Annotated in this window: 13 protein-coding genes; 6 read left to right on the top strand and 7 right to left on the bottom strand. The window is 31.6% G+C overall.

Annotation, left to right across the window (positions count from 1 at the left end; all coding sequences use genetic code 11):
* Window positions 1-30: 30 nt before the first annotated feature.
* Entirely contained in the window at window positions 31-1,128 is a 1,098-nt protein-coding gene (locus RH98_RS12160; protein ID WP_010255200.1) for an inorganic phosphate transporter, read from the bottom strand.
* A 19-nt stretch (window positions 1,129-1,147) separates the two neighbouring features.
* Window positions 1,148-1,792: a DUF47 domain-containing protein gene (locus RH98_RS12165; RefSeq protein ID WP_010255202.1), complete on the bottom strand. Its 645-nt coding sequence runs from the start codon at window positions 1,790-1,792 to the stop codon at window positions 1,148-1,150.
* A gap of 175 nt (window positions 1,793-1,967) precedes the next feature.
* Here RH98_RS12165 and RH98_RS12170 point away from each other — a divergent pair, with 175 nt between their 5' ends.
* A complete protein-coding gene (locus tag RH98_RS12170; protein ID WP_010255204.1) occupies window positions 1,968-3,596 on the top strand; it encodes an acyl-CoA carboxylase subunit beta in 1,629 nt (542 codons plus the stop codon).
* A 133-nt stretch (window positions 3,597-3,729) separates the two neighbouring features.
* Here the strand turns inward: RH98_RS12170 and RH98_RS12175 are convergent, their stop codons facing one another.
* From RH98_RS12175 to RH98_RS12190, 3 genes are all read right to left on the bottom strand, one after another.
* A complete protein-coding gene (locus RH98_RS12175) occupies window positions 3,730-4,674 on the bottom strand; it encodes a YeiH family protein (protein ID WP_010255206.1) in 945 nt (314 codons plus the stop codon).
* 68 nt (window positions 4,675-4,742) lie between these two features.
* Window positions 4,743-5,639 (bottom strand): LysR family transcriptional regulator, encoded by an 897-nt coding sequence (locus RH98_RS12180; RefSeq protein WP_010255208.1) that lies wholly within the window; start codon window positions 5,637-5,639, stop codon window positions 4,743-4,745.
* A gap of 768 nt (window positions 5,640-6,407) precedes the next feature.
* Window positions 6,408-7,034 (bottom strand): 2OG-Fe(II) oxygenase, encoded by a 627-nt coding sequence (locus RH98_RS12190; protein WP_010255213.1) that lies wholly within the window; start codon window positions 7,032-7,034, stop codon window positions 6,408-6,410.
* A gap of 303 nt (window positions 7,035-7,337) precedes the next feature.
* On the opposite strand from RH98_RS12190, the gene RH98_RS12195 reads away from it, so the two are divergent.
* The 4 genes from RH98_RS12195 (at window position 7,338) to RH98_RS12210 (ending at window position 10,269) form a co-directional block, all read left to right on the top strand.
* The gene (locus RH98_RS12195; protein ID WP_010255215.1) at window positions 7,338-7,703 is read left to right on the top strand and encodes a DUF1801 domain-containing protein; all 366 of its coding nucleotides are present in this window, start codon (window positions 7,338-7,340) and stop codon (window positions 7,701-7,703) included.
* 319 nt (window positions 7,704-8,022) lie between these two features.
* Window positions 8,023-8,358: a hypothetical protein gene (locus RH98_RS12200; RefSeq protein ID WP_010255218.1), complete on the top strand. Its 336-nt coding sequence runs from the start codon at window positions 8,023-8,025 to the stop codon at window positions 8,356-8,358.
* The gene (locus RH98_RS12205) at window positions 8,358-8,648 is read left to right on the top strand and encodes a hypothetical protein (protein WP_010255220.1); all 291 of its coding nucleotides are present in this window, start codon (window positions 8,358-8,360) and stop codon (window positions 8,646-8,648) included. Before RH98_RS12200 ends, RH98_RS12205 begins: the two co-directional genes overlap by 1 nt.
* Before the next feature lie 22 nt (window positions 8,649-8,670).
* Window positions 8,671-10,269 carry a PepSY-associated TM helix domain-containing protein gene (locus tag RH98_RS12210; protein WP_010255221.1) on the top strand — a complete coding sequence of 533 codons (1,599 nt, stop codon included), beginning with the start codon at window positions 8,671-8,673 and terminating at the stop codon, window positions 10,267-10,269.
* A 53-nt stretch (window positions 10,270-10,322) separates the two neighbouring features.
* Here the strand turns inward: RH98_RS12210 and RH98_RS12215 are convergent, their stop codons facing one another.
* A complete protein-coding gene (locus RH98_RS12215) occupies window positions 10,323-10,964 on the bottom strand; it encodes a DUF4240 domain-containing protein (protein ID WP_026038888.1) in 642 nt (213 codons plus the stop codon).
* Between the two features lie 147 nt (window positions 10,965-11,111).
* Window positions 11,112-14,363, bottom strand: coding sequence for a TonB-dependent receptor (locus RH98_RS12220; RefSeq protein ID WP_010255226.1), 3,252 nt, complete (start codon window positions 14,361-14,363; stop codon window positions 11,112-11,114).
* A 900-nt stretch (window positions 14,364-15,263) separates the two neighbouring features.
* Between RH98_RS12220 and RH98_RS12225 the strand changes: the two genes are divergently transcribed.
* A complete protein-coding gene (locus tag RH98_RS12225) occupies window positions 15,264-16,121 on the top strand; it encodes an alpha/beta hydrolase (RefSeq protein WP_010255228.1) in 858 nt (285 codons plus the stop codon).
* Window positions 16,122-16,183 lie beyond the last annotated feature (62 nt).

A 16,183-nucleotide genomic window follows, 5' to 3' on the forward strand; every position in this document is an offset into this window, starting at 1 on the left:
CTTTTATATGATATATATGTACTTTTTTTACTATACAAAAATGGTAATAATATAATATACAACCATTGCTATAATTGCTGAAACAGGTATTGTTAATACCCATGCCCAAAGCAAATTAATTGTAATTCCCCATCTAACAGCTGAGATACGTTTAGTAACTCCTACCCCGATAATAGAACCTGCAATTGTATGGGTTGTAGAAACTGGAATACCTAAGTGTTCTGTAACATAAAGTGCTACTGCACCCGCTGTTTCTGCCGCTACCCCCTCTAATGGAGTCACTTTAGTAATCTTAGACCCCATTGTTTTTACAATCTTCCATCCACCTGATAATGTACCTAGACCGATAAATATAAAGGAAGCTAATGGTACCCACCACCAATGTGATACAAACACTTGAAATGTATCTACTCCATCAGCTAAATAAGCTGGATCCATATCTACCTTCATGTGATAAAAAATAACCGCTGCTCCAATAATACCCATTACCTTTTGAGCATCATTACCACCATGTCCTAAAGAGAACAATGCAGAAGATACCAACTGTAAGCGTTTAAACCATACTTCACATTTGTGTGGATTGCGCTTTCTGCATATCCATAAAATGGCGACGGTTATAAAATAAGCCAGTATCATACCCAGTATTGGTGCACCAAATATAAATAAGAAAATAGGGATTACTTTAGCATAAACTATTACGTCTTCACCATTACTCATGAATCCACCCGCACCTGCCACAGCAGCACCAATAAATCCACCGATTAAAGTATGAGAAGAAGAAGAAGGAATACCCAACTTCCATGTAATAAGGTTCCAAATAATTGCTGCAACTAATCCAGCAAAAATAACCTCTAACGTAATAGAGCTTTCATTGACCGACTTAGCAATTGTATTACCAATCTTAAACTCCCCAATAATATAAAGAGAAATAAAATAAGCAGCGAAGTTAAATGCAGCTGCCCAAATAACAGCTTGTGTAGGTGTAAGTACACGCGTTGTTACAATTGTAGCAATAGAATTGGCTGCATCGTGAAATCCGTTAATATAATCAAAGCCTAATGCAAGTAAGATAATAATGATTAACATTATACCGGCTTGATTACTTAACATCTCTGAGATAAATTCCATAAGTATCTAACCTTATTAATTAAGCGTATTTAACAGTTATCGTTTCTAGCACGTTTGCAACATCTCTACAACTATCTGTAGCTGTTTCAAGTGCAACCATAACCTCTTTGTACTTAATTATTTCTATAGCGTTGTTTTCATTCTCAAAGATATCAGCTACTGCTTTGTCAAAAACTTTATCAGCTTTACGCTCTAATCTTGAGATATTTTTACAAACTTCAGCTAATTTATCTAAGTTTTTCATGTCTTTTAATTCTAAAAGACCTCTAGATACTTCGCTACAAGCTTCTAAGTTAGCTTCAGTTAATTTGCGCAAAGGTTTAGTAATCTTATCGATTTGATATAGGCGCATACGAGAAGCTGCATCAGATAAATTATCAGCTACATCATCAACTGCAGTGATAAGATTGTGAATATCTTCTCTATCAAAAGGTGTAATGAAGTTTTTTCCTAATTCAACACGAGTAGTTTGAGCAATAACCTCAATCTCTTGTTTTAGGACTTCTACGTCTTTTAATAATTTTTCTCTTTCTTTTGCTGGTGCATTTACTGCATCGTTTAACGTTTGCGAAAGAGTTTTAATCTTCGTTGCTGCCTTTTCAAATAAAGGATAAAATACTTTATCTTTTGGCACTAAAAACTGGAAAATACTATTTAATGACATTATAATGAAATGTGTAAATAAAACAGCGCAAAAATAGAGTTTTAAAATTATTCTAATGTTTCCTCAACGTTAATTTTTTGGCAAATCAAATATATATGATGCTTCTTTCATATGTTTTTTAATTTTGTATTTTAGCACAAACACAATAGCAAACACGAAATAACCAAATAAAACTATGGATTTAAACTTCAATAAAAACGAAGACCACAACAAACTTTTACTTTCTGATTTAAAACGAAAATTAGTCAAAGTAAAACTTGGTGGTGGTGAGAAAAGAATTGCTAAACTTCACGAACAAGGCAAACTAACAGCTAGAGAGCGAATTGATTACCTGCTTGACGACAACACAAAAAGTATTGAAATTGGTGCTTTTGTAGGAGATGGAATGTATGAAGAACACGGTGGATGTCCTTCAGGTGGTGTGGTTGTAAAAATAGGTTATATCAAAGGTAAACAATGTATAGTAGTAGCAAACGACGCTACTGTAAAAGCTGGTGCTTGGTTCCCTATAACTGGTAAAAAAAATCTTAGAGCACAAGAAATTGCTATCGAAAATAAGCTTCCTATTATATATTTAGTGGATAGCGCGGGTGTTTATTTGCCTTTACAAGACGAAATATTCCCAGATAAAGAACACTTTGGTCGTATTTTCAGAAACAATGCTATTATGAGCAGTATGGGAATTACTCAAATAGCCGCTGTTATGGGAAGTTGTGTGGCTGGTGGTGCTTATCTTCCTATTATGAGTGATGAGGCACTTATCGTTGACAAAACAGGAAGTATCTTTCTTGCAGGAAGCTACCTTGTAAAAGCTGCCATTGGTGAAAGCATTGACAATGAAACTTTAGGTGGAGCTACAACACATTGTGAAATATCAGGTGTAACTGATTACAAAGCTAAAGATGACAAAGATGCTCTAGATAAAATTAAAAATATCGTTGACAAAATAGGTGATTTCGAAAAAGCTGGTTTCAGCCGCATCAAAACAGTAAAACCAGCTCTTAATCAAGATGATATATATGGTATCTTACCAAAAGCGCGTAATGAACAATACGATATGATGGAAATCATCAAACGCTTGGTAGATAATTCTGAGTTTGAAGAATACAAAGAAGGATATGGTCAAACCATTATTACTGGCTATGCTCGCATCGATGGTTGGGCAGTAGGTATAGTGGCTAACCAGCGTAAAGTAGTGAAAACTAAAAAAGGGGAAATGCAGTTTGGTGGAGTGATCTACTCCGATTCAGCAGATAAAGCAACCCGTTTTATTGCCAATTGTAACCAAAAGAAAATTCCATTAGTATTCTTACAAGATGTGACAGGCTTTATGGTAGGTTCAAAATCAGAACACGGAGGTATTATTAAAGACGGTGCTAAAATGGTAAATGCCGTAGCTAATTCTGTTGTACCTAAATTTACAGTAGTTGTTGGGAACTCTTATGGAGCAGGAAACTATGCTATGTGTGGAAAAGCTTATGACCCTCGCCTAATATTTGCTTGGCCAAGTGCTGAACTAGCAGTAATGGGAGGAGCTCAAGCAGCTAAAGTACTTTTACAAATTGAGGCATCTTCGCTAAAAGCAAAAGGAGAAGAACTTACTGCTGAAAAAGAACAAGAGCTATTTGAAAAAATAAAAGCAAAATATGACAATCAAGTTTCGCCTTATTACGCGGCAGCTAGATTGTGGACGGATGCTATTATCGATCCACTAGATACTAGAACATGGATATCTATGGGAATTGAGGCAGCTAACCACGCTCCTATTGAGAAACCTTTTAACCTAGGTGTTATTCAAGTATAAATAAATCAGATTAAAAATAATAAAAAGCCAGCTAATAAAAAGCTGGCTTTTCTATTTTAAGAGCACATCACTCGTATTTTAACAATAGATATGCAAAGCATACAATTACTGCAATATTTATAGCTTTATAAAACTAATTGACATACATTATATATAATAGTGAAGTTACAGAGATAAATATCCACAAACCTATTCCCTCTAATAGTGGCTTAAATCCAACTGATTTTACAGTTCGATATGAAAGTGATGTACCGATTAAAAATAGCGTCAAAGTAAGAGCTGCTTTAGATACCTCAACAACGTAAGGACTAATAATTTGTATAAAAGGTAAATAAGAGTTCGCTAACATTGCCAAAACAAATAAACCTATAAAATAAGGCAACTTCACTTTTCCGCCTTTATTCTTAAATAATAGGGTAGATAGAAAAGCAACAGGAATTACCCATAATGCTCTAGCTAATTTTACTGTAGTAGCTACTTCCAGCGCCTGATCTCCATATTTTGCTGCCGCACCTACCACAGAGCTCGTATCGTGAATCGCAATTGCTGACCATAGTCCAAAATCTACTTGACTCAATCCTAAAGCGTGACCTATAGGCGGAAAAATCAAAAGTGCTATAGAATTTAAGATAAACACAATTCCCAAGGCAACAGATATCTGCTTCTCATCTGCTTTAATTACCGGAGATACAGCAGCTATTGCACTACCTCCACATATCGCAGTTCCTGATGAAATGAGATAGGATATTTTCTTATCTATCTTTAAGAACTTCCCAAGTAAAAAACCCAATGTTAAAGTCAAGAAAATAGAGAATATCGTCAAAATGAAACCATCTTTCCCCGCAGATATAGCACTATAGATATTCATACCAAATCCTAGTCCAATAACAGCTAGTTTCAACAGCAAGCCCGTTGCTTTTTTACTTTGTTTTGAATAAGGATTATCAAATATTTGCGCATATACAATCCCAAGAATTAATGCTGTTGCAGAAGAAACAAAAGGAAATAAACTTAAAATAGCTCCTAAGATAAGTATTGCCTTTGCAGATCGTTTTGTAGTATAGTTATTAATTGACATCTTGCTTTATTTTACAATGCAAATGTCTCTCAAGAAGATTACAAAAGTAAATACATAATTGTTATGACTTATAACTTTAAATTATAGGTCTGAGCAAATCGAATAAAGAATTCTACTAAGGCACTCTCCTGCCCTTGTCGCTGAATAATACTAAAATAACGTCGAATATCAAGACCTTCTATCTCTACTACCTGTAATTCATTGTACTTCAATTCCTTTAAAATAGCGTGAATCGATAAAAAAGCAAAACTATTAGAATGCATCAAATACATTTTAATACTTTCTGTGCTAGAGAAATTCATTTCATTCTTTAACATAGAAAGTGACATCCCTATCTCATTAAGACTACTCTCTATCACATCTAATGTACCAGAGCCAACCTCTCTAAGAAGAAAAGACAAGTTTAATAGCTCTTGTGGCTTTATTACCCCTGAGTGTATCAATGGATTTCCAGCCCTACAAACTAAAACAATCTCATCCTCAATAAAATCAATATATTTAATCTGAGGATTTTTACTATTTCCTTCCACAAGTCCAACATCTATTTTCTTGCTCAACAAAGAGTTTTCAACAACAGCTGTATTATCTGAAAACAACTCTACGTGAATATCTCCGACTTTCTTTCTAAATTCAGCTAACATTGGAGGCAATACATACTGAGAAATTGTAGTGCTCGCTGCTATATTCAGATTACCCTCCATCTTAGCATTTAGCGTATGTATATCAAAATCTAGATTTCGATAAATAGAAAAAATCTCTTCAGCATAGTGATATAATAATTCCCCCGCTTCTGTCAAGTTAATCTTCATGCCATTCCTAAGGAACAACTTCGTTTGATAATGAGATTCAATCTCTTGAATATGTTTAGTAACTGCTGGCTGAGAAATAAGCAATTCTTTTGCTGCCTTTGTAAAACTACCACGCTGTGCTACAACATAAAAAACTTTTAATCTAAAATCAAACATACTTGAATTATTATACTAATTGGAATAATAGCAAAATTAAGTAATTAAAATTTAGTTGTAAGAATTAAACAATTACTAGTTTTCAATGACCAATATTTTTTTAAAGTAAATCTATACTATTTAGAAAACTGACATCTTAACTATCTATTTCATATTTGAATAGTATACAAAAACATATCGTTTTATTTCACCTAACATTCCCCACTACGCAAAACCAATATACCTATTTACTGCTAGGATAAATAATGACCAAAAACTACATTTATTAACCTTTTTTGCAAAATGCATTTTCAGTAAAACCCAGAATTTACTAGGCTTAACAAGCATTTTAGGTAATTCAACAGCAGTTTTGTGCGAGAAGTGCGCGCGAATTGCTCTGCAACGCATTGCAAAATGGGGATTTTCCCGAACAATACTACCACCGTTCCCGAACAGCACTGGGATTAGACCTGAATTAAATTCTTGAAAATTTGACAAAAGGGGGATTGTAAATTGACTTTTTTACAGTCAATTTAGAAGAAAAATGCAGACTTTGATTTGTGTAATTTTTGTAAGAAACATCAGCTAGAACGCTGAATAACAAGACAAATATACTGATTTTTAAAATATTATTTGTCGCCCTTCGATGAAAACGAATTGTACTGTTGCTTAAAAATATTCCTTAACGCTATTCATCTATAGAATTAATGAATTCTATCATTTTAAAAAAAATCAAAAAAAAGTCTTGGCAACACCAAGACTTTAAATAAATCAATTCACAAAAACATTCTATCTTGTCTTAATCCATCCTGTAATACTATAACGAGGCTGATTAACTAATTTTACTTCATGCTCAATTATTTTACTATCAAAAATAACTAATCTTCCTGGTAATGCATGAACAATCTCTTCATATTCAACCCCTTGCTCATTCTTAAGAAATAAAGCAAGTTGCCCCCCATAGGCTGGCGTCCAATCTTCGTCATTTAAGTACAAAACCATAGATAGCGTTCTACGAGTATCTGTATGAAATACGTCTAAATGTCTTTTATAAAAAGTCCCCTTAGGATAACATGCATAATGGAATTCTCCACCTTGTAATCCTAAATAACAAGTACGATTCATATATTGAATAAAATCATTCACGCGATCAAAGTACATTTGTTCTACTTCATCAGGATGCTCTTCATCTAGCCATAATATAGAATCTCCTCTAATCTCCTCTACTATTTGCTGCCCATCATTATTACCTATGGCTGCTTTTTTAAAGCTTTGCAATTCTCTTTTTAACTTTAGATTAGCTCTAAGCAATTCAATTTCTTTTGGACTAAAAAAAGTATCAACTACTGAGTATTTACGATTTACCAAATCGTTTATAATTAACTCATAAAATGGATTTAATTCAAAATCACTCATACATTATTAAATAAAATGTACGCAAATATAATTTAAGAGACAAAAAAAACAATACTACTATAGCGTTTTTTTTTCTTTATAACAAAACTTAGTGATTACTTAAAATTGATAATAATCTTAACACATAACTATTATTATTTGGTAATTTTACTACAAATATTAATATAGCAGGTATCTCCAGTCCTTTAAAATAATTTATTGTCTTAGGTTATAAATACACTGATAAATGTAGAATAGACAAAGAAATAAAAATTACCTTGCAAGGTACTTGATCGACTATCTACCCTGCTATAATCAAACAAAATGAAAGAAACAGAACAATACTATTTACGTCAAGAAGAACCTAATAGAAGTTGCTTACAAGCACTACGAAGTATTATTTTAAAGCTAGATGAACATGTTTCAGAATCGTTAAAATGGGGAACTCCATGTTTTAGTTATAAAAATCGTATGTTCTGCTTTCTCGCTTTGACAAAAGAACCTAAAACACCTTATCTATTAGTAGTAGAAGGACTGCGTATAGATCACCCATTATTAGAAATGGGAAATAGAAAACGTATGAAAACATTAAATATAAATGCTAATACTGACCTTCCTATCAATACAATTATGGAAATTTTACAAGAAGCATTAAATCTATATCGAAATGGCGTGATAAAAACCAAATAATACAGATTCATACCATTTACTAAGTGCTTCTTCATTATTAAAAATACGAGTTACTATTGATTGGATAAAACAATAATTACTTAGTTTAATCATCCTTCTAAATAGTCTACTTGATAATATACTCCTACTAGTAAATTATTCAATAAGAAATGAGTATCTCTTAATTTGAAAAAATGTAGATCAATCTCCTTATACCTTCATAATAATACTATATCAGTATAATTAAGCACAGAAATTAATTACACAACATTTTTTTTAACTTTTCTTTATTATATCAATAAAATAATAATTACTTTTGTTTTTACTTAATCCAAATAAGATGTACACTATATTTTTCGCCATTGTAGCATTAGCTTTTTTTATGCTATACAATACCTCTAGGAAAGTTAAGTTCGACAAACAATGTAACTTAACCAATTGGATAAGAAATAATAAACAGACAGCACGTATAATTGCTTACAGTCTGTTATCTCTAACACTAATCGGAGAGATTATGTACGAAGGTTTAGGCGTAGGCTCTTTAACCTTTTTTATCTACATCATGTTTATTGGACCAGCCATTATGGTTATCTACCCTACTTTGCCAACAAAACCATCTTATGTAGCTGGTTTATTGGGCATAAGTCTAATCGTTGAAACTTTAATTTTCGCATAATGCCTGCAAATAAGAAGCATTTAGAAACTTCTCCTTGGCAAAGATTTTTAAAAATCACTGCCGGTTGTATAGGAGGATTTTTTCTTAGCATCACCTTTCACATGTTCTTCATGTATTTTTTTGATAGCAAACCCATTTTCACTACAATGTATGTAACTTTCTACTTACTATGGGCTATCTTATTCATACTTGCTTTTTTAGCAAAAAGTGGATACAAAATATGGGCTTTATATGCTGGGTTAGCTTTACTCTTTTATTTACCCTATTTAATTCATCCAATTCACACTTAAAAAAGCGCAGTAAAATTTAATTATGAATATTAGAAATTATAATAAGTACTTTCACTTACACACTATAAGTGGAATTATCATTACCGTAGTGCTCTATGTGTTTTTCTTTGCTGGTTCGTTTGCATTTTTTAAAAATGAAATTAACAACTGGCAAAATGATACACCCAAAGGAGACTTTTCAACTAATACAATCGATTATAATATTATTATAGATTCTATTGACCAAAATTATGGAGCTTATAGTAGAAATCTATCTTTTAGATTAAACGAGCGTACCAGATCGATAGGTCTTAATATATCAGTGGCGCAAGATACACTATCTAATCCTAAAGCTAAGGAACGAACATTCGGTGTATTCGATTCAGTAACTAAAGAAACAAAATCATATTCTGAAGGATATGGTTTAGGCGAATTCCTATATCGTTTGCATTTCTTGGCACCAGTAAATGGTATTTTTAATATTGATATTGGTTTTCCTATTGGTTATTTGATAGCGGGGTTAGTTTCTTTTGCTTTCTTATTTGCCTTAATAACTGGAGTACTTATTCATTGGGAAAAAATAGTCTCTAACTTTTATATCTTCCGACCATGGGAAAAATTTAAAACGGTATGGACTGACCTACACACTGCTTTAGGGGTAATTTCCTTCCCTTTTCAATTTGTATTTGCTGTTACCGGAGCCTACTTCTTATTAAATTACTATTTAGTTACAAATGCAGTTGTAGCAATTGGATATGGGGGAAATAACGAAAAATTCCAAGAAGATATAGGTAGTTTCAGAACTGCCAAACAAGAAGTAGAATTCAAGAATATTCCATTACAACAAAAGGTAAACATCAATGAATATGCTGAAAAAACATTAGCTAGATGGGAAAATGGTATAATTACTTCTACCTCTATACAACATTATGGAGATGAAAGTATGAGTATTACCTTTTCAGGGAAAGTCTCTAATAACAAACGATTAACTAGTAGAGGTGAAATTACTTACTTCCCTGCTACTGGCGAATTTGTAGAACCTCATGATCCAAACGTTAGTCCTGGATATAGCTATATATTTGCAGATTTAGTATATCTACTTCACTTTGGTTCGTTTGGTGGATATGCTACCCGCATTGTTTATTTTATGGTAGGTATTGTGGGATGTGTAGTAATTATATCAGGCGTACTGATCTGGCTTGTAGCAAGAGACAAAAAGAATGTGCCAGAGCGCAAACGAAAGTTCAACTTTTGGTTAGCCAATATTTATATGGCAATATGTCTGTCGAAGTATCCTGTAACAGCACTAGCATTTATTGCAGTAAAGCTGAATCCTAGTGGAGGACAGCCATTTATTTACTCTTTTTACTTCTATACCTGGTTAGCAATCTCAATCTTATTAACAGTAAGAAAAAGTATTTATAAAACGAATAGAGATTGTTTACTTTTCGGAAGTTTAATTGGTTTTATTGTACCAATTACAAATGGAATAGTTACAGGTAACTGGATTTGGGTAAGTTGGAAAAATCATTATTATGATATTTTGCTAATTGACCTATTCTGGATTATCGTTCCTATAATTACGCTAATTGCTTGGAAGTTTATCCGTAACAAGCATGAGCAAAAACAAATGACAAATTAAATAAAAAGTGCTTTTAGAATGTCTAAAAGCACTTTTTTTATGTATTATAATTATTAAAATGTCTGTTTACGAACTTTTAATATTGAAGATATTAAATCTTTATAGTGGCGAAATAACATCTTACTTCTGAAAATTTCTCTATCTATCTCACGCTCTAAACTGTCATAATGAATTACCTCTGGATAAAGTTCTGATATACTATCTCTTATTTCGCTAGAATCTTCGATTCCTTCTTTTAATTCATAAGCACAATCTCCAACATAGAGTAAGTTCTCTCCCCACCAATCATTTATATTCAAAATATCTACATATTTAGAAAACAACATAATATCTTTTTTTACATTTTCAAATACTTCTCTTCCTTGTAATATAATCCAACATCTAAAATAAATAAACTCATCATCAGAAACATAATCCTCAAACTCTACCTCTTCACCATCTTTGGCAAAAACTTCATTTGATATGATGACAAAAAGTTCAGCTACAGAAGCTTTATATAGTTCATGTAATTTCTCTTGTACCATTTTTTCAAAAACTATGATATCTTCTTTTGATAAACGGGAAAGTAACTTTGTCAACTCTTCTGTATGTTTTTCAACATCATATCTGCCTAAGCATTCAATAGTTTTTGAATTAGATTCTGCTATTAAATTCCAAAATAAAGAATCTTGTTGTTCGCGTAGAGAATTTGTCATATACATCTATTTTATAGTTGTAAAGGTAATACAATGAACGCGTAAATTCCTTTTGTATTCAAATCAATATTAAACAACTAATGAAACTTAAAAAATTAAAACGCCTAGCACTTGTGCTAGGCGTTTTAATCAAAAAGATAATTATTATTAAAATGAATATCTCAATCCAAACTGCATTTGCCAACGGGAAGCAAAAAAGTCTTTTGAATAATCCGTTACATTATTTTTATTGAATGAATAAATTGGATTACTAGTCTCAGTACCTGCTTGTTCTAATTTTAATCCCATACTTGATGTAGAATTATATGTATTAGGTGCAAAATATTGAATACCCCAATTCTTATTCAATAAATTAGTAACATTAATAATATCATAAGTAAACGTCACTGTATTAGTTTTACCTTTTTTAGTATTGAAATTAAAATCATGAGTAATTCGCATATCTGCTTTTACATTCCATGGTGTTCTAGCACCATTTCGTTCTGTGAACTTACCTCTTCTCTTCTTTAAATAAGAATCACCATCTATATATTGATCAAATTCAGCTGCTTGTGCTCTTCCTTTATCTGTATCAGCAAAGAAAGAAGCCGTTTCACCTTTATTAGGTACATACAATAAACTTTGTTGTTGCGCAGAACCATTAATATTACTTCTTATCATTCCTAATGTATATGGTAATCCAGAAGTTGCATTAAAGAAAAGAGAAACATTTGTTACGTTTTTAGTGTCTTGGTTCCAATCATATCTATAATTAGTAGTTACAACGAAATTATGACGAATATCAAAGTTAGAATAAGCTAATCCTGGCTCATTTGGATTTAAAGCTTGGTTCAGCTGCCAATTTGACTCCATCGAATTACGAATACCATTAGTAATATCTTTAGATTGCCCATATGTATAAGCAAAATTAAAATCTAAACCAAAAGGAAAGCTCTTTCCTACTTGTGCTGTAATATTATATCTATATCCTTTCTTTGTATTAGTCAATAAATAAGCATTAGTATATTTCGGATTTATTGCTCTCGTACCATTTTTAGCTATATAAATTGGTTGTTGTTTCCCTTTATCATAAGGCATATATATAGCATTATCTGCTAAGTTTACATGTTGGAATTTCAAATCATAAATTACGCTTGTATAAATTCCTTCTATACTGAATCTCCACTGATTATCAGTTTTATAATCAATAGCTAGGCTACTTCTCCACACCTGTGGCATTTTAAAATTATTATCAATTAAATCAACTTGCGTCTTCCCACTAGCATCATTAACATCAACTCCTTGATTAGCCACATAGCCTGCCTCTCCATTACCAGTTAACGCATCTGCAATAGGGTCTGATCCCTCTGCTGGTTTGTTATTCTTGTAGTCATATCGTTGATCGAAAGCGCCATAAGAATCTCCGTTATTATAATAGGCATAACCAAGCCAAGCAAAAGGAATTCTACCAGTAAATACCCCCGTTCCTCCTCGAAGAACTAGACTTTGATCTCCCTTAACATCGTATGAAAAACCAATTCTTGGTGAAACCTGAACTTTGCCTAAATACTTATTATTAATATCTCTTGGTTTAGTATAAGTGTAAGTTTGTCCATAATTAGGATCTACAGGTGCTTCAGTCGTTTTAGTACTTAATGCTGGTTTATCAGGCATAGAAGCAATATCAAAACGGATACCTGGACTCAACTTCAATTTATCCCCTATTTGAATATCATCTTGTACATAAAAACTATACATATTCACTCGGAACTCTGCAGGTGGATTATTTTGGATATACTTACGTGTATTATCTTTATAGTTAAAATTAGTACGAACACGACTAGGTCTATTATTTAAGAAGTCATCAATACTAGCATAATTAATCCTTCCATTCCAAGCATTTACGAAACCATAAGTAATTTTATAAAACTCGTTATGAGTTCCAATGGTAAAAGTGTGATTATTTTTAATCCATGTGAAATTATTAGTAATCTCCCATGTTTTTTGCTTCATATCAAAAATACTAGCCTCACGATCAGTTCCTAAAAAAATTGTACCTCCGCGAGAACCTATTTCTATTTGAGGTATTTCTGCATTCGTACTAGGTTTACGATAATCATGAACATTAGAATAACCAACAATAAGACTATTTGACATATCATTATCAAATCTATTTTTTAATTCTAAAACTGTAGATGTCTGATTATTTATCTGTTCAAAATCTATACTTCCAAATCTAAAATTCTGTTGATCACGCTCCAAATTTGTAGCTTTAGAAGTAATCGTATTATTGCGTAAACTTAAATGATGATTTTCATTAATATTCCAATCTAAGCGATTAAAAAACTTATTAGATTGTGAATTAACGTTATAATTCCCATAGCTTCCAGCATTTAATCCATATCTATTTTGGAAATAATCAGAAATACTTTTGGCCTCATCTTCAGTAATTATTTTATTATCCTTAGATCCTGCCGCCAAAATAATAGGGTCTTGTCTTCTTGTAATCTCTTCGTTCGTAAAAAAGAATAACTTATCTTTTATAATAGGTAATCCAAGTCGAAAACCAGTTTGATACTCATGAAAAGAGCTAGGCATTTTACTGTTATCACCTGCTTTATTTTTTCCAGTTATTGCTGCATTACGTCCAAAACCATAGACAGAACCTTCTACTTCATTTGTACCACTTCTAGTAACTGCATTTATACTTCCTCCTAAAAAATTACCAATTTTAACATCGTATGGCGCTAAGTATACTTGTATATCTTGAATAGCATCAATAGAGACAGGATTAGTACGTGTGCTACTTCCTGGTTGTCCAGAAGTACTTGATTGCCCACCTAAAGAGGGACTAAAACCAATAGCATCATTATTAATAGCCCCATCCAAGGTTACATTATTATAGCGGTAATTGGTTCCTAAAAAAGAATTATTACTACTTTGGGGAGTTGTACGAGTATAATCTTGTAAACTACGACTTATAGCAGGCATATCTTTTAATTGTTCCTCTCCAATTCGATTGGCTACTCCTTTGTTTCTATTATTACCTCTAGCAGTAACTACAATTTCATCTAGGCTATTTGTTTCTTCTTCTAATACAAAATTATAAACTGAAGAGCCTAAACTTAGACGAACATTTTCTTCTATAAAAGTCTGAAACCCCATAAAACTGACCTCTATAGCATAAGGACCTCCTGGATTCATATTAACAATTGTGTATCGACCATCCATATTAGTAGAAGTTGCATAACGGGTTCCTGTAGAAGAATTATATACTTCAATTGTCGCTCCAGGCAAAGTTTCGCCACTTCCATCTAAAACTTTTCCTGAAATACTTGATGATGTTATTTGCGAAAAACTAACCTGGCCAGTTAAACAAATAACAAAACAAATAAAAAATGTAGTAATTTTTGTTTTCATCCTTTTTTACTTTTGTCAAATTTACGTTTCAACAAAGATGTGATATAAACAAAAAAGCTTTATTAATACAATATTATCAAACTATTACTTCTAAAAAAACAATCATATAAATAATAAAATATCGATAAAACAAAAAATTAATCAATCAAATATTTTAATAGAATTCATACAAATTATTAATTTGACGGTTAACATTAATTTAATATTAATTGCAAAGGGACTTCAACTTTCACCAAAAAAGACAATATAAAAAAAGAAAAAAATACCTAATACACGGTATTTCAAAAAAGATAGCAACTAACTAATTTTACCATAAATAAAAAGTATAATTATGGTTGCATTATAATAAAGTGAAATATTGTTCAAGTGTTAGTTTTATTTTCGTTATTAGCCTTTTAATCTTTATTAGTTGAAATATTGATGTGTTTTAATAGGAATTCTTCATGTTGTTTTTGTTGCTACTATTTTTTAAATTCCTTTTAAAGTCATTTTATTACAACCATTTAACACTTGAAAATGTAATGTTGTTATATAAGAAATTCAACTTATACCATAATTATACTTTTAATAATTAAAAGCATTTCAAATTAGTATTGAGCAAAATATTTAAAGAAATCTAAATCTTGTAATTCACAGAATATTTGAAGAACTTCTCATAAAATAATATTTTAAGCATAAATTATTTATACTTCTTATTTCTACTCGCTACTAATTTGAATTGATTTATAGTTTTTTACTTTACCGGACAATTAGCTCTCTTTATCACAAATAAATATGTGTGTATAAAGGGAGCTTTATTTTTGTTATTACAAAGTAGATAAAAAAGTTTTAATTCTGTTGATCATTGCTAGCTTTGTTTAACTTTGAAAAAAACAACAAAATAACAATTGTCTTTAAACCATGAGAGAAACACTTATTTATACATTAACTGTATTACTCACCACAATTACGAGCTTTGGACAGCTAAAAAGCAAGCCAATTACTATAGGAAATAGCGATTTACTTTACTCAGAAATCCTAAAGGAGGATAGAACTATTAATATCTATCTTCCTACTGATTATAATAAAAATGATACTATAACTTATCCAGTAGTCTATATACTAGACGGTGGAGTTGAAGAGGATTTTATTCACCTAGTTGGACTAGTTAGATTTAACACTCAACCTTGGATTGATCGATTTGCCAATTCCATAGTTGTTGGTATTGAAAACACAAACAGAAAAAGAGACTTTACAACTAAAGTGGATAACCTAAACTTTTTAGATGAAGAAGGTTTCGACAGGAATATGTTTTCTGAATATGGAGGTGCAGGTGCTTACGCAGCATTTCTAGAAGGCGAATTAATTCCCTATATAGAGAAAAATTATAAGGGTAATGATAATAGAACAGTCATCGGAGAATCGCTTGCCGGACTATTTTCTACCTACACACTACTTTATCATCCAGATCTTTTTACTAATTATATTATCATTAGTCCAAGTTTATGGTGGGGAGGTGAAAAACTGTTAGATAAGACTCATGCTTGCCTTATTGAAAAAATAAAACAACCAAAAAACGTTTATATTGGAGCTCCGAATCGTGAAGAATACATCAAAATGCACGATGAAGCGTCAGCTCTTTATGATTTAGTTCAAAAAAACAAACATATAAAATCATACTTTGATTACTTGCCAGATGAACTACACTCTACTGTAATCCATCAAGCTGTCAATAATGCTTTTCGCAAGATTTATACAAAAACAGCTTATTCAAAATAAATAAGATGATTAAAAAAATAATAGCTCGTTTTATCAAGATAAAACGAGCTAATACTACGTGT

This window comes from Myroides injenensis M09-0166, from assembly GCF_000246945.1.
Classification (GTDB): Bacteria; Bacteroidota; Bacteroidia; order Flavobacteriales; family Flavobacteriaceae; genus Flavobacterium; species Flavobacterium injenense.

Excerpts from the sequence above, each read along its gene's own strand:
- RH98_RS12215 (WP_026038888.1), bottom strand. The coding sequence starts at position 10,964 with ATGACAAATTCTCTACGCGAACAACAAGATTCTTTATTTTGGAATTTA.
- RH98_RS12200 (WP_010255218.1), top strand. The coding sequence starts at position 8,023 with ATGTACACTATATTTTTCGCCATTGTAGCATTAGCTTTTTTTATGCTA.
- RH98_RS12160 (WP_010255200.1), bottom strand. The coding sequence starts at position 1,128 with ATGGAATTTATCTCAGAGATGTTAAGTAATCAAGCCGGTATAATGTTA.
- RH98_RS12165 (WP_010255202.1), bottom strand. The coding sequence starts at position 1,792 with ATGTCATTAAATAGTATTTTCCAGTTTTTAGTGCCAAAAGATAAAGTA.
- RH98_RS12205 (WP_010255220.1), top strand. The coding sequence starts at position 8,358 with ATGCCTGCAAATAAGAAGCATTTAGAAACTTCTCCTTGGCAAAGATTT.
- RH98_RS12175 (WP_010255206.1), bottom strand. The coding sequence starts at position 4,674 with ATGTCAATTAATAACTATACTACAAAACGATCTGCAAAGGCAATACTT.
- RH98_RS12190 (WP_010255213.1), bottom strand. The coding sequence starts at position 7,034 with ATGAGTGATTTTGAATTAAATCCATTTTATGAGTTAATTATAAACGAT.
- RH98_RS12195 (WP_010255215.1), top strand. The coding sequence starts at position 7,338 with ATGAAAGAAACAGAACAATACTATTTACGTCAAGAAGAACCTAATAGA.
- RH98_RS12210 (WP_010255221.1), top strand. The coding sequence starts at position 8,671 with ATGAATATTAGAAATTATAATAAGTACTTTCACTTACACACTATAAGT.
- RH98_RS12225 (WP_010255228.1), top strand. The coding sequence starts at position 15,264 with ATGAGAGAAACACTTATTTATACATTAACTGTATTACTCACCACAATT.
- RH98_RS12220 (WP_010255226.1), bottom strand. The coding sequence starts at position 14,363 with ATGAAAACAAAAATTACTACATTTTTTATTTGTTTTGTTATTTGTTTA.
- RH98_RS12180 (WP_010255208.1), bottom strand. The coding sequence starts at position 5,639 with ATGTTTGATTTTAGATTAAAAGTTTTTTATGTTGTAGCACAGCGTGGT.
- RH98_RS12170 (WP_010255204.1), top strand. The coding sequence starts at position 1,968 with ATGGATTTAAACTTCAATAAAAACGAAGACCACAACAAACTTTTACTT.